This window comes from Amycolatopsis sp. A1MSW2902 (genome assembly GCF_017312175.1).
Lineage (GTDB): Bacteria > Actinomycetota > Actinomycetes > Mycobacteriales > Pseudonocardiaceae > Amycolatopsis > Amycolatopsis nivea.
The window spans coordinates 6,252,610-6,279,485 of record NZ_QJPO01000001.1 but is presented as its reverse complement, the minus strand read 5'-3'; the positions used below and the strand labels follow the sequence as shown (position 1 = coordinate 6,279,485).

Below are 26,876 nucleotides of genomic sequence, written 5' to 3'. Positions count from 1 at the left end.
AGGTTAACGGGCCGCGGCGATCAATTCGGCCAGATCTTCCGAACCCGCGGGCAGCGCGTCGACCGGCCACCAGCGCAGGTCGTCGGATTCCTCGCTGCGCACGGGTTCCGCGCCGGGCGGGGCGTGCACGACGTACCGGACGTCGAAATGCCGAGTCGGGACGCCGAGGGAGCAGGTGATCGGGTGGACGTCCAGGTGCACCGGCGTTTCCCCGATCACCAGGCCGCTCATGCCGGATTCCTCGGTCGCCTCGCGCAGGGCGGCTTCGGCCAGCGACGCGTCGGACGGTTCGCAATGCCCGCCGAGTTGCAGCCAGCGGCCGACGCGCGGGTGCAGGGTCAGCAGGACCTGCGTGCTGGTCGAGTCGAGGACCACCGCGGACGCGGTCAGGTGCCCGGCTTCGCAGGAGCGCTGGCAAGTGTCCGAACGCGACGCCAGGAAACCGAGAAACGCTTGCCGCAGCGACTCTTGTGCCGGTTCGGAGGGCTTCCATTCGGTCAGCGCGGCGACCGCGGATTCGTGCAGGGTCATCGTTCGATCAGCCAATCGCCGGTGGAAAGCGGTCCGCGCGGGGGAGCGGGTTCGGCCGGGTGCCCGATGGCGACCGCGCCGAGCGGGTGCCACTGGTCGGTCAGGTCCAAAGTGGACCGGACCAGGTCGGCGGCGAAAATGGTCGAGCCGATCCAGCACGAGCCGAGGTCTTCGGCGGCCAGCGCGACCAGCAGGCCCTGCACGGCGGCACCGGCGGCGACGGTGAACATGGTGCGCTCGTGGCGGTTTCGCCGGTCGTCGCGGTAAGTGTGCGCGCCTTCGGGCAGCAGGAACGGGATGACCAGTTCCGGTGCACGATAAAGAATGTCGCCGCGGGAAAGGCGTTTCGCGATCTGCTCGGGCGTGAAGCCGTCGCTGGTCAGGTCGGCTTCCCAGGACGCACGCATCGCGTCGAGGAGTTTGCGGCGCAGGCCTTCGTCGCGCAGCCAGATGAACCGCACGGGGTGAGTGTGGTGCGGCGCGGGCGCGGTGAGCGCGGACGCGACCGCGCGACGCATGGCTTCGGGGTCGACCGGCTCGTCGCTGAAGTGCCGGACGGAACGCCGGTGCGGTACCGCTTCCCGGCGGCCCTGCGCGATGGATTCGTTGGTGCCCAAGCGAAAGAGGTCGGTTTCGCCCGGGCGGATCAGGTCCCGCGCGGTGGATCCGTCGTCGTGGATCTGCAGGCCGCGCACGACCGCGACCGGCAACCCGCCGAGCTTGCCCTTCACCAGGTCCGCCGCGGCGGCGATCTCGTCCGCGATCGCGATTTCCGTAACGGCCAGCTCGTTTCCCTGCGAATCGACCTGTCCGGCGTACCCGTGCAGCACGCGCAGACCGGACGCGCCGATCGCGGCGTCGGTCTGGCCGACTCGCCAGGCCCGGCCCATCGTGTCGGTGACGACCACGGCCACCTCGACGCCCAGCCGCTCGCGCAAACCGTTGCGCAGAGCCAAAGCGGACGCGTCCGGGTCCGCGGGCAGCAACGCCACCTCGTCGCCGCGCACGTTCGACGCGTCGATCCCGGACGCCGCCTGCACGATGCCCAGGTTGTTCTCGGTGATCAGCGTGCGCGCGATCCGGGCGACCACCCGCACCGATTCTTCCTCGATCAGCTTCCGCCGGGCCGCGTCGCGCGCCTCGGGGTCGCTCGGCACGCGCACCAAGCGGCCCTCGATCTTCGAGAACGCCTTGCTGGTCACCACGACCACGTCGCCGGACCGCAGCCACGGCGCGGCGGACACGATCGCGCCGGTCAGGTCGTCGCCGGGACGGAACTCCGGCAGCCCGGGAACCGGCAGGATCTCGATCTTCTGGGAAGCGTGGTCAAGCTGTGTTGCATCAGACACTGGAGACTCCAGCCACGTCGAGCGCCGCGCGGACCATGTCCGCCGTCGCGTCCACATCGGACATCAGCAGCGGCACCGCGCGCACGTCCACGCCGGGCACCGTGACCTCGTGATCCTCCGGCGCGACGAGCCAGCCGTCGAGCACGCCGCCTTCCGAACGCGCTCCGTAGTGGCGGCCGACCGCCTCCGCGGAGGTCTCCACGCCGATCGCGGTGAGGCACGCGTCGGCCATGCCGCGCAACGCTTTCCCGCCGATGATCGGCGACACCCCGACGACCTTGGCGCGAGTTTTCCGCAGTGCGTCGCGCACGCCGGGCACCCCGAGCGTCGTGCCGACCGACACGACCGGGTTCGACGGCGCGAACAGCACGACGTCCGCCTCGGCCAGCGCTTCGAGCACCCCCGGACCGGGCTTCGCCTCGTCATTGCCGACCGCCACGATCGAATGTGCGGGCACGCCGGCCCGGTAACGCACCCACCACTCCTGGAAGTGCACGGCCTTCTGCTGCTCCGGCTGGTCCGGATCGTCGATCACGACGTGCGTTTCGACCCGGTCGTCCGACATCGGCAGCAGGCGCACGCCGGGCTGCCAGCGATCGCACAGCGCCTCGGTGACCTGGGACAGCGGATAGCCCGCGCGCAGCATCCGCGACCGGATGAGGTGGGTCGCGATGTCCTTGTCGCCGAGCCCGAACCAGGTCGGCTCCGCGCCGTAGGCGGCGAGTTCCTCCTTCACCGTCCAGGTCTCGCCCGCGTGGCCCCAGCCGCGTTCGGTGTCGATGCCGCCGCCGAGGGTGTACATGCAGGTGTCGAGATCCGGGCAGATGCGCAGGCCGTGCATCCACACGTCGTCGCCGGTGTTCACCAGCGCGGTGATCTCGTGCGGGGACTCGCCCGCGCCGATCGCGGGAAGTCCGAGTGCGGTTTTGACCCCGAGCAGGAAGCGGGCGCCGCCCACCCCGCCTACCAGTACGACGATCTTCACGACTGGCGATCCTCGCACGTCCGCGGCGCCGGGCCCCAGTACCGGTACCTGTGGTGCTCCGAACAGCCCAGCGCGGAATACAACGCGAGCGCGCCGGCGTTGCCCACCGCCACTTGCAGAACCCACTTGTCGGCGCCGTGCGCACGGCCCCAGTCGGCGAGCGCGTGCAGCACCGTGGTGGCCAGGCCGCGGCGGCGAAACTCCGGCGCGACCGCGAGACGGGCGACGTGGAGCCAGTCGTCGACGACGGCCCCGCGCACCGCCCCGGCGGTGACCCCGTCGGCCAGCACCACGCCGTAGCCGACCTTTCCGGTGGTCACGACGTGCCGCTGGGCGGAACCCGGCTCGGTGGTGTTCTCGGCCAATTCCCACCATTCCGGCGTCGCCTGGTCGAGGACCTCGGCGCCGGGCGAAGGACCGGACGGCAGCGGACCGGTCAGCACCGACACCCGGTACCCGGCGGCGTGCTCGACCTGCTCGCGCCAGCCCGCGGCGGCCACCGCGCGCTCCAGTTCGCTGTCTTCCAGCACCTGAACCGCGGGCGGAATGCCGCGAGCGTGGGCGAAGTCACATACGGCCGCGAGCGCGTCCGGGACCGGACGGCCGGGGTCGCCGACCGCGAGTGTGCTGTTCGCGCGCCCGGTGAAGCCGTCCGCCCAGCGCAGAGTCCATTCTCCGAGCGGCTCCTCGACCACCGCCTGCCACGCTTTCGCACACACGATTTCGAGCTTTTCCCGGGAGTTCACGGTTAGATTGTGACGGAGAGAGCTGTCCCGTTCCGCAGGAGAACCCCATGAGTTACGCGCGCAAGGACGACCGGCACAACGATGAGCTTGTCGACGAGATCGCCGACGGGTTCAAGCGGACTCTTGAGGAGAAACGCGAGGACGGCAAGCCCGCCGGACCCGCGTTCACCATTACCGGCGATGCCCGGAACGCGCCGAAACCGCGCCGCCGGGACCGCTGAGCGGCTCGGATCCGCCCCGTTTCCAGGGGTGGGATAAGGGTCGCCTAACCACCACCGGGGGCCAGGGAAGCGCGTAATGTCCGCACCGACCGGCCCAGCAGGAGAAGCCAGGAGTACGCAGTGACCTACGTGATCGCCGAGCCCTGCGTCGACGTGCTCGACAAGGCGTGTATCGACGAGTGCCCCGTGGACTGCATCTACGAGGGCGAGCGGATGTTGTACATCCACCCGGACGAGTGCGTCGACTGCGGCGCCTGCGAGCCGGTCTGCCCGGTCGAGGCCATTTACTACGAGGACGACGTCCCGGACAACTGGTCCGACTACACCAAGGCGAACGTCGACTTCTTCAACGAGCTGGGCTCGCCCGGCGGCGCCTCCAAGGTCGGCAAGACCGCGCACGACCCGGGGTTCATCAAGGCTCTGCCCCCGCAGGGCGAATGACCCGGCTGCCCGACTTCCCCTGGGATTCGCTCGCCGAGGTCAAGGCCCGCGCGCAGGCGCATCCCGGGGGCATCGTCGACCTGTCCGTCGGCACGCCCGTCGACCCGGTGCCGGACTCGATCCGCGCCGCGCTCGCGTCGGTGTCGGAGATCCCCGGCTATCCGGCCACGCACGGCACGCCTGAGCTGCGGGAAACGGCCGTCGCGGCGCTGGAGCGGCGGTACGGGATCACCGGCGTCGAACCGGACGCGGTGCTGCCGACGATCGGTTCGAAAGAGGCCGTGGCCTGGCTGCCGCGGCTGCTCGGCTTCGGGCCGGGCGACGTGGTGGTCATCCCGGAGCTGGCGTATCCGACGTACGAGGTCGGTGCGCTGCTCGCGGGCGCCGAGGTGGTGCGCGCGGACGGGCTGACCCAGCTCGGCCCGCGCCGCCCGGCGATGATCTGGCTGAACTCGCCGTCGAACCCGACCGGCCGCGTGCTCGGCGTCGACCACCTGCGCAAGGTGGTCGAATGGGCGCGCGAACGCGGCACCGTCGTGGTGTCCGACGAGTGCTACCTCTCGCTCGGCTGGGAGGCGGAACCGCTGTCGGTGCTGCATCCGTCCGTCCACGGTGGACAGACGGACGGCCTGCTCGCGGTGCACTCGCTGTCCAAGTCGGCGAACCTCGCGAGCTACCGCGCCGGATTCGTGACGGGCGACCCGAAGCTGGTGAAGACCCTGCTGGAGGTGCGCAAGCACGCCGGCATGATCGTGTCGCGCCCGGTGCAGCAGGCGATGGTGGCCGCGCTTTCCGACGACGAAGCCCTTGCCGGGCAACGCGAACGCTATCGCGCGCGGCGGGTCGTGCTGCGGAAGGCGTTGCAGGGCAACGGCTTCGAGATCACTTATTCCGAAGCCGGGCTGTATCTCTGGGCCACGCGCGGGGAATCCGCGCAGGCCACGGTGGAATGGCTCGCCGAGCGCGGCATCCTGGTCGCGCCGGGCACCTTCTACGGGCCCGCGGGCAAGGAACACGTGCGGGTCGCGCTGACGTCAACGGACGAGCGCATCGAGGCGGCCGCGGAGCGGCTGGCGCAGGGTTGAGAGCACGGGGTCAGGCGACTGACCCCGTGAAATACCCGGTCGCCGCGACCGCGAGCGCGAGGAAGACCGCCGGGAACGCGATGTTGTGGAACACCTTCGCGCGGATGTGCGCTCCGACCGCGCCGACGAAGAACAGCGTCAGCCCGATCGCCGCGGCCAATCCCAGGCGAGGCCAGCCGAGCAGGCCGGCCACCAGCCCGGCGACGCCCGCGCCTTCCAGGATCGCCAGGTAGGGGATCCATCGCGGGCCGACGCCGACCTCGGTCGAGTTCTGCACCACGAACCGCGCTCGGACGGCTTTGGCCACGACCTCGAAGGCGTTGATCGCGACGCAGACGAAGGTGGCGACGAGAAGTCCGGTTTGCATGGCTGCTCCTTTCCGGTCCCACTTCCCTGACGGGGCGGGGGCCGGAAAGGTGACCGGCCGTCAGTAGTCGCGGCCGGTGAAACCGCGGTAGACGAACCGGGTGAGCGCCTCGATCGCTTCCTCGTCGGAGGGCTGGTTCCACCCTGCTGGCGGCGGCGTGACCAGCCACATCTGCGCGAAGTTGTCGATCAGCTGGTACATCATCGCGATGGTGAGCTGGGTGTTCGCCGGGAGCCGCAAGCCAGCCGCGGTGACGTGCTTGAGGTGGCTCTCGACGTCCGAGGCCTGGGTGGCGCCGAAGTTCGCGTACGCGGCGGCGAAGGCCTCGTTCACCATCGCCGCCTGGCGCAGCGCGAGCATCGTGGGCGCGTTGGCGCGGTAGAAGTCCCAGTACTGCCGCACGTGCCAGCGGACCGCGGCGGGATCGCTGAAATCGGACAGATGGTCCTCGGCCATGGCCTGCTGGTCGCTGTCCTCGGCCAGGTCGGCCAGCAGCGCGATCAGCAGTTCTTCCTTGCCCGCGAAGTGGTTGTAGAACGACCCCGCGGCGCGGCCGGCTTCCCGGGTGATGTCGGTGATCTTCGTGTTCAGGTAGCCCTTGGCCGCGAACACGCGCTTGGCCGCGTCCTTGAGTGCCGTTTCCGTTTCGGCGGCTTTGTCCCGGCGGCTCGTCGCTGTCATCCGGCACCTCCCTTGACGCGAACGCTATCAGCGGGCATGCTGAATCTAAATTCAGTGAATCATAATTCAGTGAGACGGGAGAAGGACATGACGGTGCTGGTGGCGGGGGCGGGCCCGACCGGGCTCACGCTGGCGATCGAGCTGGCGCGGCGTGGGGTCGGCGTGCGGGTGGTGGACAAGGCGGAGCAGTACTTCGTCGGCTCGCGCGGCGACGGGCTGCAGCCGCGCACGATGGAGGTCTTCGAGGATCTGGGCGTGCTGGACGCGGTGCTCGCCGCGGGTGCGCCGCCGCACGAGATGCGCGTGTACCTCGACGGGGAGTTCACGATGGTGCGGCGGATGGCCGAGCCGGTCGAGCCGACGCCCGCGGTGCCGTATCCGACCGCCTGGTTCCTCGGCCAGTCGCAGACCGAGGGGATCCTCCGGGACCGGCTGGCCGAGTTCGGCGTGCGGGTGGAGCTGAACACCGCGTTGACCGGCTTCACGCAGGACGAGGAGGGCGTCACCGCGGAGCTGTCGACGGGGGAGACGGTGCGCGTGGACTACCTGGTCGGCGCGGACGGCGGGAAGAGCTTCGTGCGCAAGACGCTGGGGATCGCGTTCGAGGGGGCCACTGACGAGTCGATCCGGATGCTGCTGGGCGACGTCTCCGCGGAGGGGCTCGACCACGGCTCGGCGTACTGGTTCGCGAAGGCGGACGAGCCGATGTCCGGCGTCGCGTTCACGCCGCTCCCGGGGACGCCGTATTTCCAGTTCGCCTCCCCGCTCGGCGACGGCGACGCGGGCACCTCGCTGAGCGAGTTGCAGGAGCACCTGGACGCGGTGTCCGGCGGCGGGATCCGGCTGCTGGAGCTGGCGTGGTCAACCGTGTGGCGGCCGAACATCCGGCTGGCGGCGGCATTCCGGCAGGGCCGGGTGTTCCTCGCCTGGGACGCCGCGCACGTACACCCGCCGACCGGCGGACAGGGCTTGAACACCGGGGTGCAGGACGCGTACAACCTGGCCTGGAAGCTCGCCGACGGATCGCCCGCGCTGCTGGACAGCTACGAGGCGGAACGACGCGCGGTCGCGGCGCGGGTTCTGGGGGTGAGCACTGCGTTGCTGGAGAAGTACAAGGAGGGTGCCGAGGACGCGCACGAACGCGGGCCGGAGACGCAGCAACTCGACCTGACTTACCGGGGCGGCCCGCTGTCGCCGGTTGGTGTGGGAGCGTTGCGGCCGGGAGACCGGGCACCGGACGCGCCGCTCGTGGACGCGAACGGCAAGAGCGTGCGGCTGTTCGAGTTGTTCCAGGGTCCACATGCGACAGAACTGGTCTTCGGCGACGGACCGCTCGGGACGGAGCATCCCGCGTACCGGATCCTGCCGCAGGGGGCGACGGGGGAACTCGTGGACGCGGGCGGGCATGCGTACGCGGCGTACGAGGGGGCACCGGGGAAACGGGTGCTGGTGCGGCCGGATGGGTACGTGTGGTCGGTTAGCTGACTGCGTGTTCGGCTGCTTCGATGCGGTGCCAGATGTCGAGCCAGGTGGCGCGGGCGTGGGCGCGTTTGGCGAGTTCGTGTTCGACGATTCGTCCGGCGACGAAGCCGATTTCTGCGTCTGCGTTGGGCAGTACTCCGCGCACCTTCTCCGCGGCGAACACCGCGTCCTGGTGATCGCCCAGCACGGTCTGGAATTTGCGCGTCGCCTTGATCAGCTCGGACAGTTTCGCGGCCTGCTTCTTCTTCGCCGCCGATCGGGCCAATTCGGCGGTATAGCGGAGTTTCTTGCCGTGGATGCGCAGTGCGTGCAGGTCGTCGTCCGGGGGATTCGGGGGCAGGGCGGCGACTGCGCGGGCGAGTTTCCGGTACGGCTTTCGTACGTCCGCGGCCAAACTGGGCTTCTCGGCGGGGGTTTCGTCGATCTCGTGCTCGGCGGTGCGGGACAGCTGGGCGATGCCCTGCAGCAGGGTCGCGTACCGGGGGCTCGACAGCGCCCGGTTCAAGCGGCGGCGGGCGGTGGTGCGTTCGGAGACGAAGCGGGACACCAGCCGTCGTCCGGCGGGTTGGTCTCGGACGTCGAAGTCGGCGATCACCTCGCGCAGGTGGCCGATCAGGACGTCGTAGTCGCGGACCTCGCCGAGGACCTGGCCCAGCCAGCCGAGGCCGGCGCGTACCGGTTCCGCGGTGGGGCCGACCAGCGCGCTCGAGGACTTCAGCACGCTTCGCATCCGCCGTTGCGCGACGCGCATCTGGTGCAGTTCCTCCGGATCGGCCCCGGCCCGGGTGCCCGGTTCGCGGGACAGCAGTTCGCGCAGTTCGTGGTCGAGTTTGGCGCGGACGTGCGCGGCGGCCGGTGCCTCGGGGCCCGCCTTCGCCGGTTCGGCGGGGAGCCCGAGAGCGGCCGGCGTCGTCGGTTCCGGAGTACGGCGGCGGCTGGTCGCGTCGGAAGTCACCTAGTTAATGGTAGGTGAACAGCGATCCGATCGGAGTCCGCCAAAACAGCGAGAGGGTGCGCTCCCGCAGCGGGAAGCGCACCCTCTTCGAAGAGCTGGATCAGTTGGCGTGCAGTGCTTCGTTCAGCTGGATGCCGACGCCGCCGCGCGGCACGACCTCCACCGCGCCGGTCGCGGAGTTGCGGCGGAACACCGCGCCCGAGATGCCGGACAGCTCGCGTGCCTTGACCGTCTTGCCGTCGACCTCGACCTTGGTGCCCGCGGTGATGTACAGCCCGGCCTCGATCACTGAGTCGTCGCCGAGGGAGATGCCCGCGCCGCCGTTCGCGCCGATCAGGCAGCGTTCGCCGATCGAGATCACCTCGGTGCCGCCGCCGGACAGCGTGCCCATGATGGACGCGCCGCCGCCGACGTCGCTGCCGTCGCCGACCACCACGCCCGCCGAGATGCGGCCTTCGACCATCGACGCGCCGAGCGTGCCCGCGTTGTAGTTGACGAAGCCCTCGTGCATCACGGTGGTGCCGGACGCCAGGTGCGCGCCGAGCCGCACGCGGTCCGCGTCGGCGATGCGGACGCCGGTCGGGAGCACGTAGTCGACCATCCGCGGGAACTTGTCCACGCCGTACACGGAGACCGCGCCGCGCGACCGCAGCCGCAGCCGGGTCTGCTCGAAGCCCTCGACCGGGCATGGGCCGTGGCTCGTCCACACGACGTTGGCCAGCAGGCCGAAGATGCCGTCGAGGCTCTGCACGCGCGGCTGGACCAGCCGGTGCGACAGCAGGTGCAGGCGCAGGTAGACGTCGTGGGCGTCGGCGGGCGCGGTGGCAAGGCTGCCGATCGTGACGCGCACCGCGACGACCTCGACACCGCGGTCGGTGTCCGGGCCGAGCAGCGCGGCCGCGGACTCGCCGAGCAGCTCGGTGGTCTGTTCCGCGGTCAGCCGCTCGGTGCCGCTCGTGCCTGCGTCGACCAGCTTGGGGTGCGGGTACCAGGTGTCCAGCACGGTCCCGTCGGACGTGACGGTGGCCAGCCCGACGCCGACGGCGCCGGTCGTTTCGGGGTCAGGGGTCTGCTCGCTCACGCCGGTCACGGTAGCCGAAGCGGGCCGGATCAACCTGTGGTGGCCAGCTGGTTCACCTTTTGCTTGACCTCGGTCAGCGCGGTCGAGATGGACACGAGCGCCTGCGTGCACGCCCCGCCGGGGGTCGGCACGGTGGTGCAGCCCGCCTGGCGGAACGCGCCGACCGCCTGGTCGAGCGCGGTCGCGTCGCGGTCGAGCGGCTGGTTGACCGTCTTGCCCGCTTTCGCCAGCTTGTGCACCGAACCGGCGGTGTTGCCGACCTCGGTGACGTATTTCTCACAGCCCTTGGGCAGCTGGGTCTGCGGACCGGTGAAGCAAGCGTCGGCCGACAGCGCCTCGAGCTTGGTCGGCAGGGCGTCCGGACCCGGATCGCCGGCTCCGGGACGGGCCTTGGGCCCGGCCTCGTTGCTGCAGCCGGTGAGGACGAGGGCGAGGACGCCGAGAGCGACCAGGGAGCTTCGCGTGCGCACGTCCTCACGGTAGCCCCCGCGCCTGCTGGGTACGGTGCCGGTATGACCTCCCTTGACCTGCGCGCCGATCCGGCCGACCTCACCGCTGCCCTTGTGGATGTGTTCAGCGTCTCCGGGGAGGAGGGCAAGCTCGCGGACCTGGTGCAGGCGGCGCTGGCCGAGCAGGCTCCGCATTTGGAGGTCGTGCGCAATGGGGACGCGGTGCTGGCGCGGACTCGGTTGGGGCGTCCTTCGCGGGTGATTCTCGCGGGGCATTTGGACACTGTTCCGGAGAATTCCAACTTGCCTTCTCGTCGTACTGGGGTCGGGGACGATTCCGTGTTGCATGGGCTGGGGTCGGTGGACATGAAGGGCGGGGATGCGGTTTTCTTGCATCTCGCCGCTACTTTGCCGGAGCCTCGGCATGATGTGACGTTTGTGTTTTACGACAATGAGGAAGTTGAGGCTGTTCGGAACGGGCTTGGGCGGATTGAGCGGGAGTTGCCTGAGTGGCTTGCCGGGGACCTCGCGATTGTCGGGGAGCCGTCCAATGGGGTGATTGAGGCCGGGTGTCAGGGGACGCTGCGGGTTGAGGTGCGGACTTCCGGGGCTCGGGCGCACACTGCTCGGGCTTGGATGGGGTCGAATGCGATTCACGCGTTGGCGGAGCCGTTGCGGCGGCTGGCTTCTTATTCGCCTCGGGTGGTGGAGATTGACGGGCTGACTTATCGGGAAGGGTTGCAGGCTACTGCTATTTCCGGCGGGGTGGCTGGGAATGTGGTGCCGGATGCTGCCGTTTTGACGGTTAATCATCGGTTCGCGCCTGATCGGGGGGCTGAGGAGGCCGAGGCGCATGTGCGGGGGGTTTTTGATGGGTTTGATGTGACGTTGGTGGATATGTCGCCTGGGGCGTTGCCTGGGTTGTCTGCGCCTGCGGCGGCCGAACTGGTGGCTGCGGCTGGGGGGGCGGCTGCGGCCAAGTTGGGGTGGACGGATGTGGCTCGGTTCGCTGCGTTGGGGATGCCTGCGGTGAATTTCGGGCCTGGGGATCCTACGTTGGCGCATACGCAGCAGGAGTCGGTTCGGGTTGGGGAGATTCGGGGGGTTGCTGAGGTGTTGAGGCGGTTTTTGAGTTGATTCTGTTTCGGTTCGGGCCTCGTCGCCTGGCGGCGACATTGGCCCGTGCGTGCGTGGGGCACCCCGAAGCTTGATTGTGCTGACGGTCTGGGGGTGCTTGTCAAGGCGGGAAAGATGCCTTGACAAGCGCCCCCAGACCGCAGGGAGGCTTCGTATCGGGGTGCGGGGGAGGGGCTGGGTGCCTCGCTCGTTGGGTGCACTGGTGCGGTTTAGGGCCGTGAAGGGCTCCTTGAGGGAATCTAGGTCCGTGAAGGGGCCCCTCACGACAGGAAGGGCCGCCGGGGAGAACCGGCGGCCGTTCGGGTTTGTGGGCTGAGGCCGGGGCGGCGCAATGCGCAAGCACCCCGGCCCACAGCAGCTTTTTTACCGGCCTTGCAGCGATTTCACGTTGTCGCCGAAGGTCCAGCCTTTTGAGCCGTCCCAGTTGATTGACCAGTCCATCAATCCCTTGAGTCCGGGGACGCTCTGGTACGCCTGCGAGACCAAGCCCGGGTCCATGTAGCCGCCGCCTGCGCCTGGTTGGGCTGGGAGGCCTGGGACCTGTTTGTCCAGTGGGACGCGGATTGTGGTGCCTTGAACGGTGAGGCCCTTGTCCAGACACTGCGTCTGCACGGTGAATCCCTGCACGGTTCCGGCTTCGTAGCTGTCGCCGGAGCAGCCGTACATGGAGCCGTTGTAGTACTGCATGTTCAGCCACCACAGTTGGCCGTTGTCGGCGTACTTCTTGATGATGGGGAGGTATGCGCCCCAGATCGAGCCGTAGGTTACCGAGCCGCCCGTTACGTATGCGGTTTCCGGGGCCATGGTCAGGCCGAAGCCGGCGGGCATTTGGGACAGTACGCCGTCGATGATGCGTTCCAGGTTTGCTTGCGAGGCGGACAGCGAATTGATGTCGCCGCTGCTTGACAAACCGGTCTCGATGTCGATGCCGTCGAAGTTGTACTTCTTCAGGATCGGCACGATGGTGCTGACGAACTTGTCGGCGACCGAGCTGGACGACAGGTCAATGCCCGCTGCCGCGCCGCCGATGGACATCAGGATGGTGGCTCCGGCGTCCTTGGCCGCGCACATCTCGGCGGGCGTGGAGACCTTCACTGTCGAGTCCATGCCGTCTTCCCACTGCACGGTGCCGTCGGAAAGGATCACCGGGAAGGCGGCGTTGATGACGTTGTACCCGTGTGCGGCCATGCTGGGGTCGTTGATCGGCACCCAGCCCATGCCGGGGTGGACGCCGTTCGAGGCTCCGTCCCAGTTTTCCCAATAGCCTTGCAGCACCGAACCGGAGGGTCTCGGTTTTACCGCGCACGTGTCCGACTGCGGAGCGGCCGCTGAGGCGGGGGCGATTCCCGCGAGCGGCAGTGCGAGCAGGGCCGCCACGGCGGTCCCGAACCAGCGCGATTTCCGTCCGTTCATCACGGCTCCCGTCCCCGGTAACGGTGGTGTCGCAACGGTAAGCGGCGCACCGGGGGATGCCTACCCCCGATCGTATGGTCTAGACAAATTCCACCAGCATGGTCTGGACAAGTGGGTGAACACAGACCAGCCGGGCACGAGGCGCCGTGCCCGGCTGGTCCAGAAGGCCGAGAAACTAGAGTGCGGTTACTGCGTCAGCAGGCCCCGTTGTCGGTCCAGACGGCCCAGGAACCGGGTGCGCCCGGCTCAGCGCCGACGGAGTACCACGTCGAGGTCCACTTGTGGTTGTTGTACGAGACCACGTCGCCCGGACCGTAGAACGTGTTCGAGTCCCACGCCGCGATGCCGCCGCAGCCCGGCGGGGTGCCGCTGCCCACGGTCAGGGTGAAGTCCGAGGTGTGCGTGGCGTTCGCACCGGTCGCGGTGATCGTGACCTTGCTGGTGCCCTTCGGCGTGCTGGCCGTCGTGGCGATGGTGACGGTCGCGGTGGCGCCGGACTGGATGGTCGCCGGGTCGAAGGTCGCGGTCGCGCCCGAGGGCAGGCCGCTCGCGGTCAGCTTCACCGACTGCGCGTTGCCGTTGGTGATCTTGGTGGTCACCGTGGACTTGGCCGACTCACCGGGCTGGACAGTCGCGGTCGCCGGGGACAGCGCGACCGAGAAGTCGTTGCCCGCCGGCGGGTTGCCGGTGCAGGTGGCCTCGCCCGAAACCGCGCCGACCGAAACCGCGTCCCACGCCGCCTTGGTGGCGTTGAACTCGGTGCAGCTGCCCGGGAACAGGTCGACCGCGGCCTGAAGGGTGGCCTTGCGGGCCGCCTTGTGGTTCCAGGACGAGGTCTTGTGCAGCAGGCCGTTGTAGAAGATCTTGCCCGCCTTCTGGATGCCGACGCCGGTGACGCTGCTGTTGTTGCAGGTCGGGCTCGACGGCTGGCCGTCCGAGGGAGAGCTGCCCTCGGCGAGCAGGTAGAACCAGTGGTTCTGCGGGCCCGCGGCGGCGTGCACCTCGGTGTTCGGGATCGACGACGAGTAGCAGTTCGGGTCGCCGATCTGGCCCGGGTTGTACATGTAGCGGATCGGGCCCTGGCCGACCAGGTTGACGCCCTCGCCGACGGTGAAGTCCGGCTTGTCGACCGGGTTGTTCGCGTAGAACTCGGTCAGCGCGCCGAAAATGTCGCCGGTGGACTCGTTGAGCCCGCCGTTCTCGTTGCCCGAACCCGCGCCGCCCGGCGTGTTCTGGAAGATGCCGTGCCCGAACTCGTGGCCGACCACGTCCATCGACGTCGCCTGGCGCTGGTTGTCCTGCGAGTGGCCGAAGTGCGTGGACGAACCGTCCCAGTACGCGTTGACGTCGTTCAGCCCGACCGAGGCGGGGAACCCGCGGCCGTTGCCGTCGATGCCGCTGCGGCCCAGCCAGTCCTTCAGCATGTTCCACTCGGTCTGCACGCTGTAAAGCGTGTCGACGCAACCGGTTTCGAGGTCGGTGCCCTGCCCGTTGCCCCAGTTGTTGCTGGACTTCGTGAACACCGAGCCGTTTTCGCGGCCGCAGCTGATGCCCGACCGGTTCGGGTCGCGCATCGAGTACGAGCTGCCCGACCCGGTGGTGTCGATGCTGACCTGGCCGACGTAGTAGCTGTTGCCGTTGCCCGCCGCGGCGGGGGCCGCGGCGTTCGCGCCGGACTTCGCCGGGCTTTCGGCCTTCACGTCGTCGCGCTGGTCGAGGACCTTGCCGGTGGCGGCGTCGACGAAGACGTGCAGGTTGCTCGGTGCCTTCGCGGTGCGGCCCTTGACGACGACCTCGTAGGCCAGTTTCGGCTGTGCGCCGCCGAGAACGACCAGATCAGGCTTGCTCACCGTGCTCACGGTCGGCAACTGGGCGCGGGCGACCGAGGCCGCGCGCGCCGCGTCGACAGTGGGCTTGGTGCCCACGGTGATGGCCGCGCCCTCGGCGGAGTCGGTGCCGCGCACGCGGCCCGTTCCGTCGGCGACGATCACCGCATCCCCGCCGACGACCCGGAGGCCGTCGTAGGTGCGCTCGTAGGAGTTGTAATACAGCCCGGCGTCGCCCAGGGTGGTGCTGACGCGGTGCAGGCTTTCGGCCGAGCTCTTGCGGAGCCCGACCGCGCCTGCGGCGGCGGCCCGGTCGGCGGCCGCGATCGCGGTGGCCTGCGGGTCTGCGGTGGGGTGGGCGGGGGCCGCGGATGCCGGGGTCACCGGCAGCGCGAGCAGGGAAAGGGCGAGACCGGCGACACTTGCGATGCCGGTGGCGAGCCCTCTTCTGGACGTCATCGACAGTCCTTTCGGGGTACACGATGGGGAAAAGCGCAACGCGTTGAGCTGGGCTGATCAGGCCGCGGACACCGTGAGTAAAAAAGCGCTCACGGGGGCGGTCAATGCGCTGAACGGACCAGCGGGACCTCGGGGGCGATCGGGACTATTCCCCGCAAGTAGCCCCGTAGCAGGGAAAACGCCGGTTTGGGACGGGCCGGACGACTTTCGTAGGTAGTTCCTGACAACCGGCCGTTGGTAGGAGGACCGGAACCCGCTGGTGGTCCGCTTTCCCGCGTTCAGCCGCGGGCAACCGAGCCGTCACGCTCCGGTGCCGCCTCGGGCGCCCGCCGCGGCCGATCGGCCCGTAGGCTTGGCTGGTGAGCGAACAGTCTGAATTTCCCGACGGCCAGTACCCCGAACGTCCGGTGGAGCGGCACAAGGGCCCGGTGGTGCTCCGGCGCGATCGGCGCGACCAGGGCAGCACCACCGATCAGCGGCTGCTCGACTCGCGGGGGCCGAGCGACTGGGTGCACACCGACCCGTGGCGCGTGCTGCGGATCCAGGCCGAGTTCGTCGAGGGATTCGGCGCGCTGGCCGAGGTTCCGCGCGCGGTGACCGTGTTCGGTTCGGCGCGCACCAAACGCGACCACCCGGAGTACGAACTGGGCCGCAAGATCGGGGCCGCGCTCGCCGACGCCGGGTTCGCGGTGATGACCGGCGGGGGCCCCGGCGCGATGGAGGCGGTGAACCGCGGCGCGAACGAGGCGGGCGGGTTCTCCGTCGGGCTCGGCATCGAGCTGCCGTTCGAGCAGGGCCTCAACCCGTGGGTCGACCTCGGCGTGAACTTCCGCTACTTCTTCGCGCGCAAGACCATGTTCGTCAAGTACTCGCAGGCGTTCATCTGCCTTCCCGGCGGATTCGGGACGCTCGACGAACTGTTCGAGGCGCTCACGCTGGTCCAGACCAAGAAGGTCACGAAGTTCCCGGTGGTGCTGTTCGGCACCGACTACTGGGGCGGGCTGTACGACTGGATCGCGAAATCCGTGCTCGACGGCGGGAAAATCGGCGAGAAGGACCTCGACCTGCTGCACTTGACCGACGACATCGACGACGCGGTGCGCGTCGTGCAGGAGTCTTATCAGGCTTGGGAGGACACGCACTGATGCGGATCTGTGTGTTCTGCGGTTCGGCGCAGGGCTTCTCGCCGGAGTACGCCGAAGCGGCGGCCGGTGTCGGGAAACTGTTGGCGCAGCGGGGAATCGGCCTCGTCTACGGCGGCGCGAGCGTCGGCACCATGGGCGTGGTGGCGAACGCCGCGCTCGCCGCGGGCGGCGAAGTGATCGGCGTGATCCCGGAAGTGCTGTCGAACGTGGAAATCGCGCATGGCGGTCTCACCGAATTGCACGTGGTCGCCGACATGCACCAGCGCAAGGCGAAAATGGCCGCGCTGTCGGACGCGTTCGTCGCGTTGCCCGGCGGGGTCGGCACCCTCGAGGAATTGTTCGAGGTGTGGACGTGGGCGCAGCTCGGTATTCACCGCAAGCCGATCGGGCTGCTCGACGTGGCCGGGTATTACTCGCCGCTGGTGGCGTTCGCCGATCAGATGCTGGAGAAGGGATTCCTGCGGCCGGAAACGCGGGAGCTGATCAGCGTCGCGTCCGACGCGGACAAGCTGGTCGACATCATGAGCCGCTCGGTCGGATAAGGCGCCTACGACGCTTTTTCGTCCGGTCGCTTGTGATAGGTGTCGACGTATTCCTGCCCGGACAGTTCGAGGATCGCGTACATGATCTCGTCGGTGACCGAGCGGCGGATCGCCGAGGACGAGTCCTGGCCCTCGTAGCGCGCGAAGTCCAGCGGTTCGCCGAAGCGGACCTTGATCTTGGCGAGCCGCGGGATTTTCGCGCCGTTCGGCTGGATGCCCTCGGTGCCGAACAACGCGACCGGGACCACCTTCGCCCCGGTGGACAGCGCGAGCGCGGCGACGCCGGTGTGCCCGCGGTGCAGCCGTCCGTCGAGCGAGCGGGTGCCCTCGGGGTAGATCGCGAAGACGCCGCCGTCGGTGAGCACCTTCCGGCCCGCTTCGAGCGCGGCGAGCCCGGCCTGTGCGTTGCCGCGTTCGACCGGGACGTACCCGAGCGCGTCGAGCGATTTCGCGATGAACCGGCCCTTGACGCCCTTGCCCGTGAAGTACTCGGCCTTGCCGAGGAACCGGACCTGCCGCGGGGTGGTGAACGTGATCACACCCGTGTCCAGCGCCGCCCGGTGGTTGGAGGCGAGCAGCACCGGACCGTCCTCGGGGATGTTCTCGACCCCCTCGACCTGGGGCCGGTAAAGCGCGCGGACCAGCGGTCCGAGCACGAAACGGACGAGCAGCGACAGCAAGGGTTCTCCCTCCGGAGGATCGGGCACCGGCTCCAGCATGGCACGATCGCCTCCATGAGCTGGTTTCACCGTCGCACCTGGCAGGAGCCCGGGTGGAGCGCCGCGGACATCCTCGCCGCCAAACGCGGCCGGACCGTGTCGGTCGTGCTGCCGGCGCTGAACGAGGAGGAAACGGTCGCCGCGGTGGTCGCCTCGGTGCGCCCGCTGCTCGGCGGAGTGGTCGACGAGCTGGTGGTCGTCGACTCCGGCTCCACCGACGCGACCGTCGAGGTCGCCGCGGCCGCCGGGGCTCGCGTGGTGCGCCGCGAGGACGTCGTGCCGGAGCTGCCGCCGCGTCCGGGCAAGGGCGAGGTGCTGTGGCGCTCGCTCGCCGCGACGACCGGCGACGTCGTGGTCTTCCTCGACTCCGACCTGGTCGACCCGGACCCGGCGTTCGTGCCGTCGCTGCTCGGCCCGCTGCTCACCGAGGACGGCCTGCACCTGGTCAAGGGCTTCTACCGCCGCCCGCTGCGGCTGGAGAGCACCGGCGGCGGCCGGGTCACCGAACTGCTGGCGCGCCCGGTGCTGTCCGCGCTGCGCCCGGCCCTCGGCGAGCTGGTGCAGCCGCTGGGCGGCGAGTACGCGGGCACGCGCGAGTTCCTGGAGTCGGTGCCGTTCGCCGGGGGATACGGCGTCGAGATCGGCCTGCTGCTCGACGCCGAGGAGCGCTACGGCCTCGACGGGTTGGCGCAGGTCAACCTCGGCGTGCGCAAACACCGCAACCGGTCGCTGCTGCAACTCGGCGTGATGGCGCGGCAGATCCTCGGCACCGCGCTGGCCCGCTGCGGGATGCCGAGCGCGGAGGCGGCGCGGTTCACGCAGTTCGTGCAGGTGTCGGGGGAGTGGGTGCCCGACGTGACGGAGGTGCCGGTGGCGGATCGGCCGCCGATGCGCGAGGTGCTGGCCGCCCGGCGGGAGTGACCCTCTGTCTACAGTGGACAGAACGCGGCTTCATCGAGATGTCATCGTCGCGCGCTACGTTCCGGAGCCGATCCGATTCGAGCAGCGGGGGCGATGGACGTGGCCAAAGACCGACTGGATCCTTCGAGCGCGCGCCGGCTGGAGCTGCGCGATCTGGTTCTTCGGCAGCCGGACCGGAACACCGTGCGGGTATACGCGGACGACGGCAGCAGGGACGGGTTTCTGGTCGGCTGGGCCGAACTGGCTCCGCATCCTTTTCACCGGCGGCCCGCGTGGCAGACGGTTTACCGGAGCGTGCCCGGCGACGACTCCAGTTACTGGCGCGGCGGAATTGCCCGCCAGGCCGGGTACACGGCGTTGGATTACGGGGGAAGCGACGAGATCCGGCTGGCGATCGACGAGATCCTCTCGCTCGCCCGGTGGGGCGACGTCCTGGCCGCCCGCGCCGGCCGGGCCGGGACTTACACCGCCACGATGCACCCGGTGCAGGCCGACTGGCTGGCCGGTCTCGCCGAGCCGAAGGGGATCACTCATCTCGGCGGCGGACGAGTCCGGCTCACCGCTGTCGTCGTCGCGCTGTTCCGCGGATCGCCGGAATCGCAGCCGTACGTCGACGCCAACGACCTGTTCCACCTCGATCCGATGGACTCGCCGATCCAGCTCATCCGGGAACAGTGAGCGCTGGCCGACCGTCTTCGACCATGAGGATCTGGTCGAACCCGGCGACGTGCTCTGGCCGGTGCGTCACCAGCACGACGGTTCCCTTCGCCTGAGCGAGAATCCTCGCCAGGACCTCGTCGCCGTGTGCTGGGTCGAGGCCTTCCACCGGTTCGTCGAGGACCAGGACCGGCGGTGCGGCGAGTACCGCGCGGGCGAGGATCAGCCGTTGCCGTTGACCGCCGGAGAGGGCGTCGCCGTCTTGGCCGGTGTCCCGGTCCAGCGGGAGGTCGAAGCCAGCGGTTTCGCAGGCGGCGCGCAGGTCGTCGTCGGTGGCTTCCGGGTTCGCGAGCAGCAGGTTCTCGCGGACGGTCGTGGCGAAGACGTGTGCGTCGGCGAGGGCTCCGGAGATCACCGCGGGGTGCGGTCCGGTCACGGGGCGGCCGTCGACGGTGATCGAACCGGACGTGGGGGAGACGAAGCCGAGCAGGACGTGCAGCAGAGTCGTTTTTCCGGCGCCCGAGGGGCCGAGGATGCCCAACCGGGTGCCGGGCGGCAGGTCGAGGTCGATGCCTTCCAGCGCGGCGCGGCGGCCGGGATACTGGACGCCGACGTTGGTCAGCCGGAAATGCCCTGGTCCGGGGATCGGTTCGGGGGTTCGGGCCGGCGCGGCGAGGACGGCGCGCACCCGGCTCAGCGAGGCGCGGATTTCGGGGATTCGCTCGGCGGCGGGAAGCAGCGGAAGGACCAGTTCGAACAGGGCCATCGTGGTCAGGGTGAGGGCGGCGGTGACCGGGATGCTCGCGGGGCTGAGCAGCGCGACCGCGACGGTGGTCGCGAATTGCACGGCCACTCCGGCGGCAGTGGTCAGGGCGAGACGGCGGCCGGTGCGGCGGGATTCTGCGGCCAGCTTGTCGATGACCGTGGTGGCGCGGGTTTTTTCTCGTTGTTCCCAGCCGTAGGCGATGAGTTCGTGGCGGCCGAGGACGAGTTCCACGGTGCGTTCGGCGAGTTCCTGCGGCGGCTCGGGGGCTTTGCTTCGGGGGATTAACAGAAGTCCTGTTGCGAGCAGTCCGATGAGGACAATTCCGGAAAGCGGAAGGCTTACCGGCCCGGCGAAAACCACGACCGCTAGACCGACAGTGCTCGCGACCACGGCCGGTAGCGCTAGTCGGAGGATGGCGTCTTGCACGGCGTCCACATCGGACACCAGGCGGGTGACCAAGTCCGCGCCGGAGTGTTCGGCGACGCGGCGGGGGAGTAGGGCCTGGTACACCCGGGTCCGGAGGGAGCCGAGGTAGCGGAGGACAACGTCGTGTCCGGCAAGGCGTTCGGCGTAACGGAGTCCGCCGCGCGCCAAGGCGAAGACGCGCACGGCGACGATCGCGAGGGTGAGCGCGGCGAGCGGAGGTTGCTCGGCGGCACGCATGAGCAGCCAGGCCGCAGTGCCAGTCAGGCCGAGTCCGGCGAGTTCGGCGCCGACGGCGAGGAGGGTCGCGCGGACGAGTTTCATACCGTCACCCCATGCTTGAGCTCGACCGTTCGCGACGCGAGTGCTGCCAGCGCGGGTCGGTGTGCGACCAGGACTGCGGTGCGGCCGGGCAGCAGTTCCTTGGCACCGGCCAGCACGGTCGCTTCCGTACCGGTGTCGAGGCGAGCGGTGGGTTCGTCCAGCAGGACGAGTCCGGCTTCGGTGCGGGACAGAGCTCGGGCCAGTCCGACGCGTTGGCGTTGCCCGGCGGACAGTCCCGCGCCCAGTTCGCCGATCTGCGTCGCGTAGCCGTCGGGGAGGTCGGTGACGATGTCGTCAACGCGGCGTCCGCCGGTGTTTTCCTTGAGGGTCCCGCGAAAGAGCGTCGGACGTTGCGGTAGCCACGCCGTGTCGCGCAGCCAGGACGAGTGGTCGAGGGTGCGCAGGTCGACGCCGTCCACGAGCACTCGCCCGGAGGTCGGCTCGACGAAACCCAGCAGAACGGCGAGCAGGGTGGATTTGCCGGAACCGCTCGGTCCGACCAAGGCGAGGTGTTCGCCGGGTTGAATCGTTAAGTCTACTTCGGACAGTGCGCAAGTTTCGCCGTAATGCACGGATACGTGGTCGAATACCACTTCCGGTGGACCGAGGCGGCGTGTCTGCGTACCGGACCGGCGGATTGTCGTTGGTGCGCTGAGAATTTCTTTCCATGCGGTGAGTCCTTCTGCAGCGGCGTGGAACTTGGCTCCGGCGGCGCGCAGCGGCAGGTACGCCTCCGGGGCGAGGGCCAGGACCAGCATTGCGGTGTGCGCGGTCATCGAGCCGGACAGCAGGCGGAACCCGATGGGTACCGCGACAAGCGCGATCGACAGGGTGGCGACGAGTTCCAGCACCAGCGCGGACAGGAAGGCGACTTTCAACGTCCGGATGGTGGCGTCGGCGTGCGCGTCGGCCATTTCGCGCACGATCCGGGTCTGGGCTTGCGCGCGGCCGAACAGTTTGAGCGTCGGCAAACCTCGGACGACGTCGAGGAAGTGTCCGCCCAGTCGCGTTAGGAGTGTCCACTGTGTACGCGCTCTTGTGTGCGCGCCAATCAACGCGCCGAAGAGCGGAATCAACGGGACGGTGGCGGTGACGATCAAGGCGGAGGTCAGATCGGCAGTGAAAAGCCTTGCCAGTACTGCGATCGGGACCACGACCGACAGCACCATCGCTGGCAAGTAGCCCGTGAGGTAGGTGGCAGTGGCCTCGACGCCTTTGGTGATTCGGGTGGCGGTCACGCCGGGGTCGCCGGTCGCGTCTAGCAACCGACGACGCAGGCCAGCCTGGGCCGATGCCGCGAAGTGGCTGGCGAGCAGGCCCTGCGCGATAACGAGCAGAAGCCTCGCTCCGACGGCGACGCACAGGGCGACCGAAACGCCGCCGCCGGTGAGCAGGGTCGCGAGCCCGTCCGCCTGGACGAGCACGGTGACAGCGGTGCCGACGCCCAGCACGGCGAGCGCTGTCAGGTAGCCGCGTAGACCAGGCATGGTGAGTCTCCTTTAGAAGTGCAGCAACGACTTCTCGTCGACCGGACGTCGGTGCGCTCGCCAGGTCAGCCACTGCACGACGACCAGCACAAGGAGCGTGGGCGCGGCGAACCAGCCGAGCACCGCGGCCATGTCCGGCGTGGTGGCGGCCTGGTCGACGGTCAACTGGTAGCCCGCGCCAGAGGACAGGACGACCGGGAACCGCAGCACGCCGACCAGCAGCGCGGGGCACGCGCTCAGCAGCATGACGGCGGGGAGCGCCAACCGTGGTCGCCGGAGTCCGAAAAGGACGGTCAGATAGGCAGCGAAGGCGACAGCTACCACCGTCAGCGCGGCCCAGGAGCCGCCGAAGAAAGCTCCCCAAACCGTCGCTGTCACCAGGAAAACGCCCACCGGAAGCAGGAACGACCGGGTCAGCCGACGAACCCGTCCGGGGCCACGCACTGCGAGGAAAACCAATCCTTGCAAGCAGAACAGGGCGACAAACCCAAGCCCCCACAACACTGCGTACGGATTGAACAACGCCAGAACGTCGTCGACCGGACGGCCCTGCGCGTCGAGCGGAAGCCCGCGCACGAGGTTGCCGAGGAACAATCCCCACGAGACCGCGGTGACCAGCGCACCCGCGGTAATGGCGAACGTCCACCCGCGCCGGTTGCCCTCCGGATGTCGACTCCGCAACTGCACCGCCGCGGTGAACGTGACCAAGCCCAGCAGCAACAGCACAATCAGCACGTAAGCCCCGGCGAACACCCGCCCTTCCAGATGCGGGAACGCGCCGAACAGCACGCCGACCGCCGCGACCAGCCACACCTCGTTCGCCAGGAAAAACGGGCCGACCGCGCCGAGCACGCGCCGCTGTCCAGCCTCGTCGCGGGAGAGCGCGGGCAGCAGCATCCCGACGCCGTAGTCGTAGCCTGCCAGCGCGAAGTAGCCGCCCAGCAGCAAACCGAGCACACCCCACCAGATCGTCACCACGGGTCACACTCCACTCAGGACAGGAAGTTCGGTTTCCGCCGCGGCGACGGCCGGACCGCGTTTGGCGATCCGGGCGAGAAGCACCCAGTCGGCGATGGCCAGCACGGCGAACAACAGCGTGAAAGCGATGAAGGAGAACAGGATCTGCCCGCCGCTGACGCCGGCGACGGCGTCCGCGGTGCGCAGCTTGCCCCACACCAGCCACGGCTGACGGCCGATCTCGCGGACCAGCCAGCCCAGGATCGCCGCGATGAACGGCACGGCGATCCCCGGCACCATCAGGATGAGCACCGGCCGTGCCCGGAGCAGCCGGTCGCGGAACAACAGCAGCGTGCCGACCAACGCCGCGAAGAACGCGAAGAAGCCGATATTGATCATCATCCCGAGCGGCAGCCCGACGGCGACCGAACCCTTGAACTTGTCCGGCTGATACCCGGCGACCTCGGCGAACTGCGCGAACCCGGCCTGGACCACCAGCACGCTGCCGATCAGCGACGCCGCCACCCCGATCCGCAGCGACCGGCGGAAGAAGTCGATCTCGCTGGTGCGCTTGAGGAAGTGGTACGCACTGACGCCGGTCACGAAGAAGCCGCCGGTCAGCAACGCGGCCCCGATAACGTGCGGCAGCGACGCGACCAGTGCCGGGTTGGCGAACAACGCGCCGAAGTCGTCCAGCCGCAGCACGCCGTTCTCCATCCGCGAGCCGACCGGGTTCTGCAGGAACGAGTTGGCGACCATGATGAAGAGCGCGGAGGCGTACGCGGTGAGCGTGACCAGCCATAACACCGCCAGGTGCAGCCACTTGTTCATCCGGCCGCGGCCGAAGATCCACACGCCGAGGAACGTCGATTCCAGGAAGAACGCCACCAGCGTCTCGATCGCGAGCGGCGCGCCGAAAACGTCCCCGGCGAACGCGGACAGCCCGGTCCAGGTCATCCCAAACTGGAATTCCATCACGATTCCGGTGACGATTCCGAGTGCGTAGTTGACCACGTACAGGCGGCCCCAGAACGCGGTCATCCGGTGCAGCTGCTCCCCGCCGCGGAGCGTCGCGCGGGTCTGCATGATCGCCACCATGGTCACCAAACCCAGAGTGAGCAGCACAAACAGGAAGTGGAACGAGGTCGTGGTCGCGAACTGGAGTCGCGCTATCGGCAGTGGGTCCATGCCGATGGAGCCTATACGTAGCGCGGCTACATGTAGCGGCAAAACCCATGAGATCGGGGTGATCTCAGGGTTTTTCCCGGACGGTTCGGGAAGGCGCGGAGATTAGCCTGCCAGGGTCAAGATGAGTAGACTGCCGACCTATGAAAGCGGACACGTTGCGCGGACACCTCGACGCGTTGCTGCTCGCCGTCCTCGACGGCCGCAAGCTGCACGGATACGCGATCATCGAGGCTTTGGCGCTGCGCAGCGACGGAGCGCTCGACCTGCCCACCGGCACGGTGTACCCGGCGTTGCGCCGGCTCGAGCGCGCCGGCTGGCTTGCCAGCGAGTGGGACGTGGTGTCCGGCCGCAAGCGGCGCACCTACCGGCTCACTCGCGCCGGGCAGCAGGCGCTGGCCGCGGAACGGGTGCAGTGGCGGGAGTTCACCACGGTGATCGGTGGAGTGCTGGAACCATGACCACGACAAGCCAGACCGCGGCAAGCCCCATCGAGGCCTACCTGGCCGAACTGGACCGCGCGCTGATCGGCCGCCGCGGCACGAAAGCGGACCTGCTCGCCGAAGCCCGCGACGGTCTGCGTGACGCGGCCGAGGCGTACCGCGAGGGCGGCTGGAGCGAGGTCGAAGCGCAACGCCGCGCGGTAGCGGATTTCGGTCAGGTCCGCGAGATCGCCGGTGACTACCAAGCGGAACTGAGCATGCACAACGGCGTACGGACGCTGTGGCTGCTCGTGCTCGGCGTGCCCGCGATGCAGACGTCGTGGGAGGTGGCGCGCATCTTCACCTACGGCTCCTGGTCGCGGCTGACCACGCCGAACCCCGGCTGGTATCCGTACGTCACGCAGTTCACCCACGCCGCGATCTACGCCGTGCCGGTGCTGGGCCTGCTCGCGCTGCTGGGCACCCGGTTCCTCAGCCGCCGGTTCGACAGCGTCCGCACGGCCCGGGTCAGCCGGACGCTCGGCGCGATCGCGGTGGGCCTCAACCTGTTCTCCGTGCTGCTGCTGATCGGAGCGACCGGGGTAGTCGACGCGGCGCGGCTGTTCCTGAGCGGTCCGTGCGGCGTGCTGATGGTCGCCTGGGTGGTCCTGTCGTTCCGACTTGTCGTGCTAGCGCGACGTTCCTGGCGGCGGTGTGCCACGATCGTCGCGTGACGACCGCGCTGATCTACCTCGTAGTCATGCTGCTGGTGGCCGCCGTGGTGTTCCTCCTGGCCGCCGTGGTGTTCGGCCGGGGCGAGGAACTGGCGCCGCTGCCGCCGGGCAGCTCGCCCACTCGTCTGCCCGCCGAGGACATCACCGGCGAGGACGTCCGCCAGGTACGCTTCCAGCTGGTGTTCCGCGGGTACAAGATGTCCGAAGTGGACTGGGTGCTGCGCAGGACCGGCGTGGAACTGGACGAACTGCGCGAACGGGTCGCCCGGCTCGAAGCCGCGCAACAGCCCCGCGAAGCAGCGCACCGGAGGCCGACGGGTGAGTGACCTGGTGCTGTCGGTAGACGTCGCGGCACCGGCTGGCACGACCTGGCTCGCACTCACCGACTGGGCCCGCCAAGGCGAGTGGATGCTCGGCACGCAGGTACGGGTCGTCGAGGGCAACGGCCGCAGCGTCGGCTCGAAACTCGCGGCCTTCACCGGCTTCGGAGGCATCGGCTTCACCGACACGATGGAGATCACGACCTGGGAACCGCCCCTGCGCTGCACGGTGCGCCACCTGGGCAGCCTGGTGCAGGGAACGGGCGTGTTCCAGGTGCTGTCGAAGGGCGCCGGCCACTGCACCTTCGTGTGGGCCGAACACCTCAAACTGCCCTTCGGCCTGCTAGGCCGCGCAGGCTGGCCCCTGGCGCGCCCCGCGTTCGCCCTCGGCGTACGCCATTCACTGCGGCAGTTCGCGAGGTTCGCGGAAAATTATTCAATGGGGGAACAATGACGGAACTACTGGGCGAAGACGGCATCGCCCGCTGCAGCTGGGGCAACTCAGCCCCCGATTACGCGACGTACCACGACGAGGAATGGGGCGTCCCGCTCCACGGCGAGGCCGAGCTGTACGAACGCCTGTGCCTGGAATCGTTTCAGTCCGGACTGTCCTGGATCACCATCCTGCGCAAACGCGAGAACTTCCGGAAGGCTTTCCGAGGCTTCGCACCGGAGAAGGTCGCCCGCTTCGGCGAGAAGGACGTCAACCGCCTGATGCAAGACGCGGGAATCGTCCGCAACCGCGCGAAAATCGAAGCAGCCGTGAAGAACGCCCGCGCCGTCGCAGACCTGGACATCCCACTGGACAAGCTGCTGTGGTCCTTCGCCCCCGCGAAACACCGCCGCCCCCGCACCATGGCCGACGTCCCGGCGATCACCGACGAGTCGAAGGCAATGGCGAAAGACCTGAAGAAACGCGGCTTCGCCTTCCTGGGCCCCACCACCTGCTACGCGCTGATGCAAGCCACCGGCATGGTCGACGACCACGTAAAAGGCTGCTTCCGCGCCGCGTGAAGTACGTGAGGGGAACCCTCACGTACACAGATTCCCCCAGGGTGGCCCTCAC

The 26,876-nt window shown here is 69.0% G+C and carries 30 protein-coding genes; 14 read left to right on the top strand and 16 right to left on the bottom strand.

Annotated elements, in window-relative coordinates; translation table 11 throughout:
- Positions 1–3 precede the first annotated feature (3 nt).
- Genes DMP23_RS28865 through DMP23_RS28850 form a run of 4 tightly spaced genes read right to left on the bottom strand, consistent with a single transcriptional unit; the run spans position 4 to position 3,611 of the window.
- Complete coding sequence (locus DMP23_RS28865; RefSeq protein ID WP_238608529.1) at positions 4–531, bottom strand: NUDIX hydrolase; 528 nt, start codon at positions 529–531, stop codon at positions 4–6.
- The gene (locus tag DMP23_RS28860; RefSeq protein WP_235146710.1) at positions 528–1,937 is read right to left on the bottom strand and encodes a coenzyme F420-0:L-glutamate ligase; all 1,410 of its coding nucleotides are present in this window, start codon (positions 1,935–1,937) and stop codon (positions 528–530) included. Before DMP23_RS28860 ends, DMP23_RS28865 begins: the two co-directional genes overlap by 4 nt.
- Positions 1,873–2,865 carry a 2-phospho-L-lactate transferase gene (gene cofD / locus DMP23_RS28855; RefSeq protein ID WP_043831954.1) on the bottom strand — a complete coding sequence of 331 codons (993 nt, stop codon included), beginning with the start codon at positions 2,863–2,865 and terminating at the stop codon, positions 1,873–1,875. Before cofD ends, DMP23_RS28860 begins: the two co-directional genes overlap by 65 nt.
- Positions 2,862–3,611 carry a GNAT family N-acetyltransferase gene (locus DMP23_RS28850; RefSeq protein WP_134668818.1) on the bottom strand — a complete coding sequence of 250 codons (750 nt, stop codon included), beginning with the start codon at positions 3,609–3,611 and terminating at the stop codon, positions 2,862–2,864. Before DMP23_RS28850 ends, cofD begins: the two co-directional genes overlap by 4 nt.
- Before the next feature lie 47 nt (positions 3,612–3,658).
- On the opposite strand from DMP23_RS28850, the gene DMP23_RS28845 reads away from it, so the two are divergent.
- The 3 genes from DMP23_RS28845 (at position 3,659) to dapC (ending at position 5,358) form a co-directional block, all read left to right on the top strand.
- On the top strand, positions 3,659–3,832 hold the full coding sequence (locus DMP23_RS28845) for a hypothetical protein (protein ID WP_093575832.1): 174 nt from the start codon (positions 3,659–3,661) through the stop codon (positions 3,830–3,832).
- Positions 3,833–3,952: 120 nt separating this feature from the next.
- On the top strand, positions 3,953–4,273 hold the full coding sequence (fdxA, locus tag DMP23_RS28840; protein ID WP_009072848.1) for a ferredoxin: 321 nt from the start codon (positions 3,953–3,955) through the stop codon (positions 4,271–4,273).
- Entirely contained in the window at positions 4,270–5,358 is a 1,089-nt protein-coding gene (gene dapC, locus DMP23_RS28835; protein ID WP_337823100.1) for a succinyldiaminopimelate transaminase, read from the top strand. The genes fdxA and dapC overlap by 4 nt, the downstream gene beginning before the upstream one ends.
- A gap of 10 nt (positions 5,359–5,368) precedes the next feature.
- On the opposite strand, the gene DMP23_RS28830 is transcribed toward dapC, so the two are convergent.
- Positions 5,369–5,725: a DoxX family protein gene (locus DMP23_RS28830; RefSeq protein WP_134668822.1), complete on the bottom strand. Its 357-nt coding sequence runs from the start codon at positions 5,723–5,725 to the stop codon at positions 5,369–5,371.
- 60 nt (positions 5,726–5,785) lie between these two features.
- Positions 5,786–6,406 (bottom strand): TetR/AcrR family transcriptional regulator, encoded by a 621-nt coding sequence (locus tag DMP23_RS28825; protein ID WP_134668825.1) that lies wholly within the window; start codon positions 6,404–6,406, stop codon positions 5,786–5,788.
- 87 nt (positions 6,407–6,493) lie between these two features.
- Between DMP23_RS28825 and DMP23_RS28820 the strand changes: the two genes are divergently transcribed.
- Entirely contained in the window at positions 6,494–7,891 is a 1,398-nt protein-coding gene (locus DMP23_RS28820) for an FAD-dependent monooxygenase (protein ID WP_337824458.1), read from the top strand.
- Here the strand turns inward: DMP23_RS28820 and DMP23_RS28815 are convergent.
- From DMP23_RS28815 to DMP23_RS28805, 3 genes are all read right to left on the bottom strand, one after another.
- Positions 7,884–8,843, bottom strand: coding sequence for a CHAD domain-containing protein (locus DMP23_RS28815; protein WP_337823099.1), 960 nt, complete (start codon positions 8,841–8,843; stop codon positions 7,884–7,886). The genes DMP23_RS28820 and DMP23_RS28815 overlap by 8 nt on opposite strands.
- 100 nt (positions 8,844–8,943) lie before the next feature.
- Positions 8,944–9,924: a 2,3,4,5-tetrahydropyridine-2,6-dicarboxylate N-succinyltransferase gene (gene dapD / locus DMP23_RS28810; RefSeq protein WP_037816400.1), complete on the bottom strand. Its 981-nt coding sequence runs from the start codon at positions 9,922–9,924 to the stop codon at positions 8,944–8,946.
- Between the two features lie 29 nt (positions 9,925–9,953).
- Positions 9,954–10,394 carry a hypothetical protein gene (locus DMP23_RS28805; protein WP_037816399.1) on the bottom strand — a complete coding sequence of 147 codons (441 nt, stop codon included), beginning with the start codon at positions 10,392–10,394 and terminating at the stop codon, positions 9,954–9,956.
- Between the two features lie 42 nt (positions 10,395–10,436).
- Here DMP23_RS28805 and dapE point away from each other — a divergent pair, with 42 nt between their 5' ends.
- Positions 10,437–11,510, top strand: coding sequence for a succinyl-diaminopimelate desuccinylase (gene dapE / locus DMP23_RS28800; RefSeq protein ID WP_337823098.1), 1,074 nt, complete (start codon positions 10,437–10,439; stop codon positions 11,508–11,510).
- 363 nt (positions 11,511–11,873) lie between these two features.
- On the opposite strand, the gene DMP23_RS28795 is transcribed toward dapE, so the two are convergent.
- Positions 11,874–12,923, bottom strand: coding sequence for a chitinase (locus tag DMP23_RS28795; RefSeq protein WP_337823097.1), 1,050 nt, complete (start codon positions 12,921–12,923; stop codon positions 11,874–11,876).
- A 194-nt stretch (positions 12,924–13,117) separates the two neighbouring features.
- The gene (locus tag DMP23_RS28790) at positions 13,118–15,208 is read right to left on the bottom strand and encodes a M4 family metallopeptidase (protein ID WP_134733763.1); all 2,091 of its coding nucleotides are present in this window, start codon (positions 15,206–15,208) and stop codon (positions 13,118–13,120) included.
- Between the two features lie 359 nt (positions 15,209–15,567).
- Between DMP23_RS28790 and DMP23_RS28785 the strand changes: the two genes are divergently transcribed.
- Complete coding sequence (locus DMP23_RS28785; protein WP_037815948.1) at positions 15,568–16,353, top strand: TIGR00730 family Rossman fold protein; 786 nt, start codon at positions 15,568–15,570, stop codon at positions 16,351–16,353.
- Positions 16,353–16,895: a TIGR00730 family Rossman fold protein gene (locus DMP23_RS28780; protein WP_200864309.1), complete on the top strand. Its 543-nt coding sequence runs from the start codon at positions 16,353–16,355 to the stop codon at positions 16,893–16,895. The genes DMP23_RS28785 and DMP23_RS28780 overlap by 1 nt, the downstream gene beginning before the upstream one ends.
- 5 nt (positions 16,896–16,900) lie before the next feature.
- Here DMP23_RS28780 and DMP23_RS28775 read toward each other — a convergent pair whose 3' ends face one another.
- On the bottom strand, positions 16,901–17,575 hold the full coding sequence (locus DMP23_RS28775; RefSeq protein WP_134668882.1) for a lysophospholipid acyltransferase family protein: 675 nt from the start codon (positions 17,573–17,575) through the stop codon (positions 16,901–16,903).
- A 54-nt stretch (positions 17,576–17,629) separates the two neighbouring features.
- Between DMP23_RS28775 and DMP23_RS28770 the strand changes: the two genes are divergently transcribed.
- Both DMP23_RS28770 and DMP23_RS28765 read left to right on the top strand, forming a co-directional pair.
- Positions 17,630–18,535 (top strand): glucosyl-3-phosphoglycerate synthase, encoded by a 906-nt coding sequence (locus DMP23_RS28770; protein WP_337823096.1) that lies wholly within the window; start codon positions 17,630–17,632, stop codon positions 18,533–18,535.
- A gap of 93 nt (positions 18,536–18,628) precedes the next feature.
- Positions 18,629–19,213: a hypothetical protein gene (locus tag DMP23_RS28765; RefSeq protein ID WP_337823095.1), complete on the top strand. Its 585-nt coding sequence runs from the start codon at positions 18,629–18,631 to the stop codon at positions 19,211–19,213.
- On the opposite strand, the gene cydC is transcribed toward DMP23_RS28765, so the two are convergent.
- Genes cydC through DMP23_RS28745 form a run of 4 tightly spaced genes read right to left on the bottom strand, consistent with a single transcriptional unit; the run spans position 19,197 to position 24,337 of the window.
- Positions 19,197–20,705: a thiol reductant ABC exporter subunit CydC gene (gene cydC / locus DMP23_RS28760; protein WP_238608520.1), complete on the bottom strand. Its 1,509-nt coding sequence runs from the start codon at positions 20,703–20,705 to the stop codon at positions 19,197–19,199. The two genes, DMP23_RS28765 and cydC, sit on opposite strands and share 17 nt — an antisense overlap.
- Complete coding sequence (gene cydD, locus DMP23_RS28755) at positions 20,702–22,192, bottom strand: thiol reductant ABC exporter subunit CydD (protein WP_337823094.1); 1,491 nt, start codon at positions 22,190–22,192, stop codon at positions 20,702–20,704. The genes cydC and cydD overlap by 4 nt, the downstream gene beginning before the upstream one ends.
- 12 nt (positions 22,193–22,204) lie before the next feature.
- Complete coding sequence (locus DMP23_RS28750; protein WP_443111297.1) at positions 22,205–23,167, bottom strand: cytochrome d ubiquinol oxidase subunit II; 963 nt, start codon at positions 23,165–23,167, stop codon at positions 22,205–22,207.
- A gap of 6 nt (positions 23,168–23,173) precedes the next feature.
- Positions 23,174–24,337 (bottom strand): cytochrome ubiquinol oxidase subunit I, encoded by a 1,164-nt coding sequence (locus DMP23_RS28745; RefSeq protein WP_337823092.1) that lies wholly within the window; start codon positions 24,335–24,337, stop codon positions 23,174–23,176.
- Positions 24,338–24,477: 140 nt separating this feature from the next.
- On the opposite strand from DMP23_RS28745, the gene DMP23_RS28740 reads away from it, so the two are divergent.
- The 5 genes from DMP23_RS28740 to DMP23_RS28720 are packed head-to-tail and all read left to right on the top strand — an operon-like array spanning position 24,478 to position 26,824.
- Positions 24,478–24,795, top strand: coding sequence for a helix-turn-helix transcriptional regulator (locus DMP23_RS28740; RefSeq protein ID WP_037815937.1), 318 nt, complete (start codon positions 24,478–24,480; stop codon positions 24,793–24,795).
- Positions 24,792–25,490: a permease prefix domain 1-containing protein gene (locus tag DMP23_RS28735; RefSeq protein WP_337823091.1), complete on the top strand. Its 699-nt coding sequence runs from the start codon at positions 24,792–24,794 to the stop codon at positions 25,488–25,490. The genes DMP23_RS28740 and DMP23_RS28735 overlap by 4 nt, the downstream gene beginning before the upstream one ends.
- On the top strand, positions 25,487–25,816 hold the full coding sequence (locus DMP23_RS28730) for a DivIVA domain-containing protein (protein WP_037815935.1): 330 nt from the start codon (positions 25,487–25,489) through the stop codon (positions 25,814–25,816). Before DMP23_RS28735 ends, DMP23_RS28730 begins: the two co-directional genes overlap by 4 nt.
- Positions 25,809–26,264, top strand: a complete 456-nt coding sequence (locus DMP23_RS28725) for an SRPBCC family protein (protein WP_037815932.1) — start codon at positions 25,809–25,811, stop codon at positions 26,262–26,264. The genes DMP23_RS28730 and DMP23_RS28725 overlap by 8 nt, the downstream gene beginning before the upstream one ends.
- On the top strand, positions 26,261–26,824 hold the full coding sequence (locus DMP23_RS28720; protein WP_337823090.1) for a DNA-3-methyladenine glycosylase I: 564 nt from the start codon (positions 26,261–26,263) through the stop codon (positions 26,822–26,824). Before DMP23_RS28725 ends, DMP23_RS28720 begins: the two co-directional genes overlap by 4 nt.
- Positions 26,825–26,876 lie beyond the last annotated feature (52 nt).

What these genes read in the sequence shown, in the direction of transcription:
- DMP23_RS28865 (WP_238608529.1), bottom strand. Translation starts at nt 531, where the DNA reads ATGACCCTGCACGAATCCGCGGTCGCCGCGCTGACCGAATGGAAGCCC.
- DMP23_RS28860 (WP_235146710.1), bottom strand. Translation starts at nt 1,937, where the DNA reads ATGTGGACGCGACGGCGGACATGGTCCGCGCGGCGCTCGACGTGGCTG.
- DMP23_RS28845 (WP_093575832.1), top strand. Translation starts at nt 3,659, where the DNA reads ATGAGTTACGCGCGCAAGGACGACCGGCACAACGATGAGCTTGTCGAC.
- dapC (WP_337823100.1), top strand. Translation starts at nt 4,270, where the DNA reads ATGACCCGGCTGCCCGACTTCCCCTGGGATTCGCTCGCCGAGGTCAAG.
- DMP23_RS28830 (WP_134668822.1), bottom strand. Translation starts at nt 5,725, where the DNA reads ATGCAAACCGGACTTCTCGTCGCCACCTTCGTCTGCGTCGCGATCAAC.
- DMP23_RS28825 (WP_134668825.1), bottom strand. Translation starts at nt 6,406, where the DNA reads ATGACAGCGACGAGCCGCCGGGACAAAGCCGCCGAAACGGAAACGGCA.
- DMP23_RS28820 (WP_337824458.1), top strand. Translation starts at nt 6,494, where the DNA reads ATGACGGTGCTGGTGGCGGGGGCGGGCCCGACCGGGCTCACGCTGGCG.
- dapE (WP_337823098.1), top strand. Translation starts at nt 10,437, where the DNA reads ATGACCTCCCTTGACCTGCGCGCCGATCCGGCCGACCTCACCGCTGCC.
- DMP23_RS28795 (WP_337823097.1), bottom strand. Translation starts at nt 12,923, where the DNA reads ATGAACGGACGGAAATCGCGCTGGTTCGGGACCGCCGTGGCGGCCCTG.
- DMP23_RS28790 (WP_134733763.1), bottom strand. Translation starts at nt 15,208, where the DNA reads ATGACGTCCAGAAGAGGGCTCGCCACCGGCATCGCAAGTGTCGCCGGT.
- DMP23_RS28780 (WP_200864309.1), top strand. Translation starts at nt 16,353, where the DNA reads ATGCGGATCTGTGTGTTCTGCGGTTCGGCGCAGGGCTTCTCGCCGGAG.
- DMP23_RS28770 (WP_337823096.1), top strand. Translation starts at nt 17,630, where the DNA reads ATGAGCTGGTTTCACCGTCGCACCTGGCAGGAGCCCGGGTGGAGCGCC.
- DMP23_RS28765 (WP_337823095.1), top strand. Translation starts at nt 18,629, where the DNA reads ATGGACGTGGCCAAAGACCGACTGGATCCTTCGAGCGCGCGCCGGCTG.
- cydC (WP_238608520.1), bottom strand. Translation starts at nt 20,705, where the DNA reads ATGAAACTCGTCCGCGCGACCCTCCTCGCCGTCGGCGCCGAACTCGCC.
- cydD (WP_337823094.1), bottom strand. Translation starts at nt 22,192, where the DNA reads ATGCCTGGTCTACGCGGCTACCTGACAGCGCTCGCCGTGCTGGGCGTC.
- DMP23_RS28745 (WP_337823092.1), bottom strand. Translation starts at nt 24,337, where the DNA reads ATGGACCCACTGCCGATAGCGCGACTCCAGTTCGCGACCACGACCTCG.
- DMP23_RS28740 (WP_037815937.1), top strand. Translation starts at nt 24,478, where the DNA reads ATGAAAGCGGACACGTTGCGCGGACACCTCGACGCGTTGCTGCTCGCC.
- DMP23_RS28735 (WP_337823091.1), top strand. Translation starts at nt 24,792, where the DNA reads ATGACCACGACAAGCCAGACCGCGGCAAGCCCCATCGAGGCCTACCTG.
- DMP23_RS28720 (WP_337823090.1), top strand. Translation starts at nt 26,261, where the DNA reads ATGACGGAACTACTGGGCGAAGACGGCATCGCCCGCTGCAGCTGGGGC.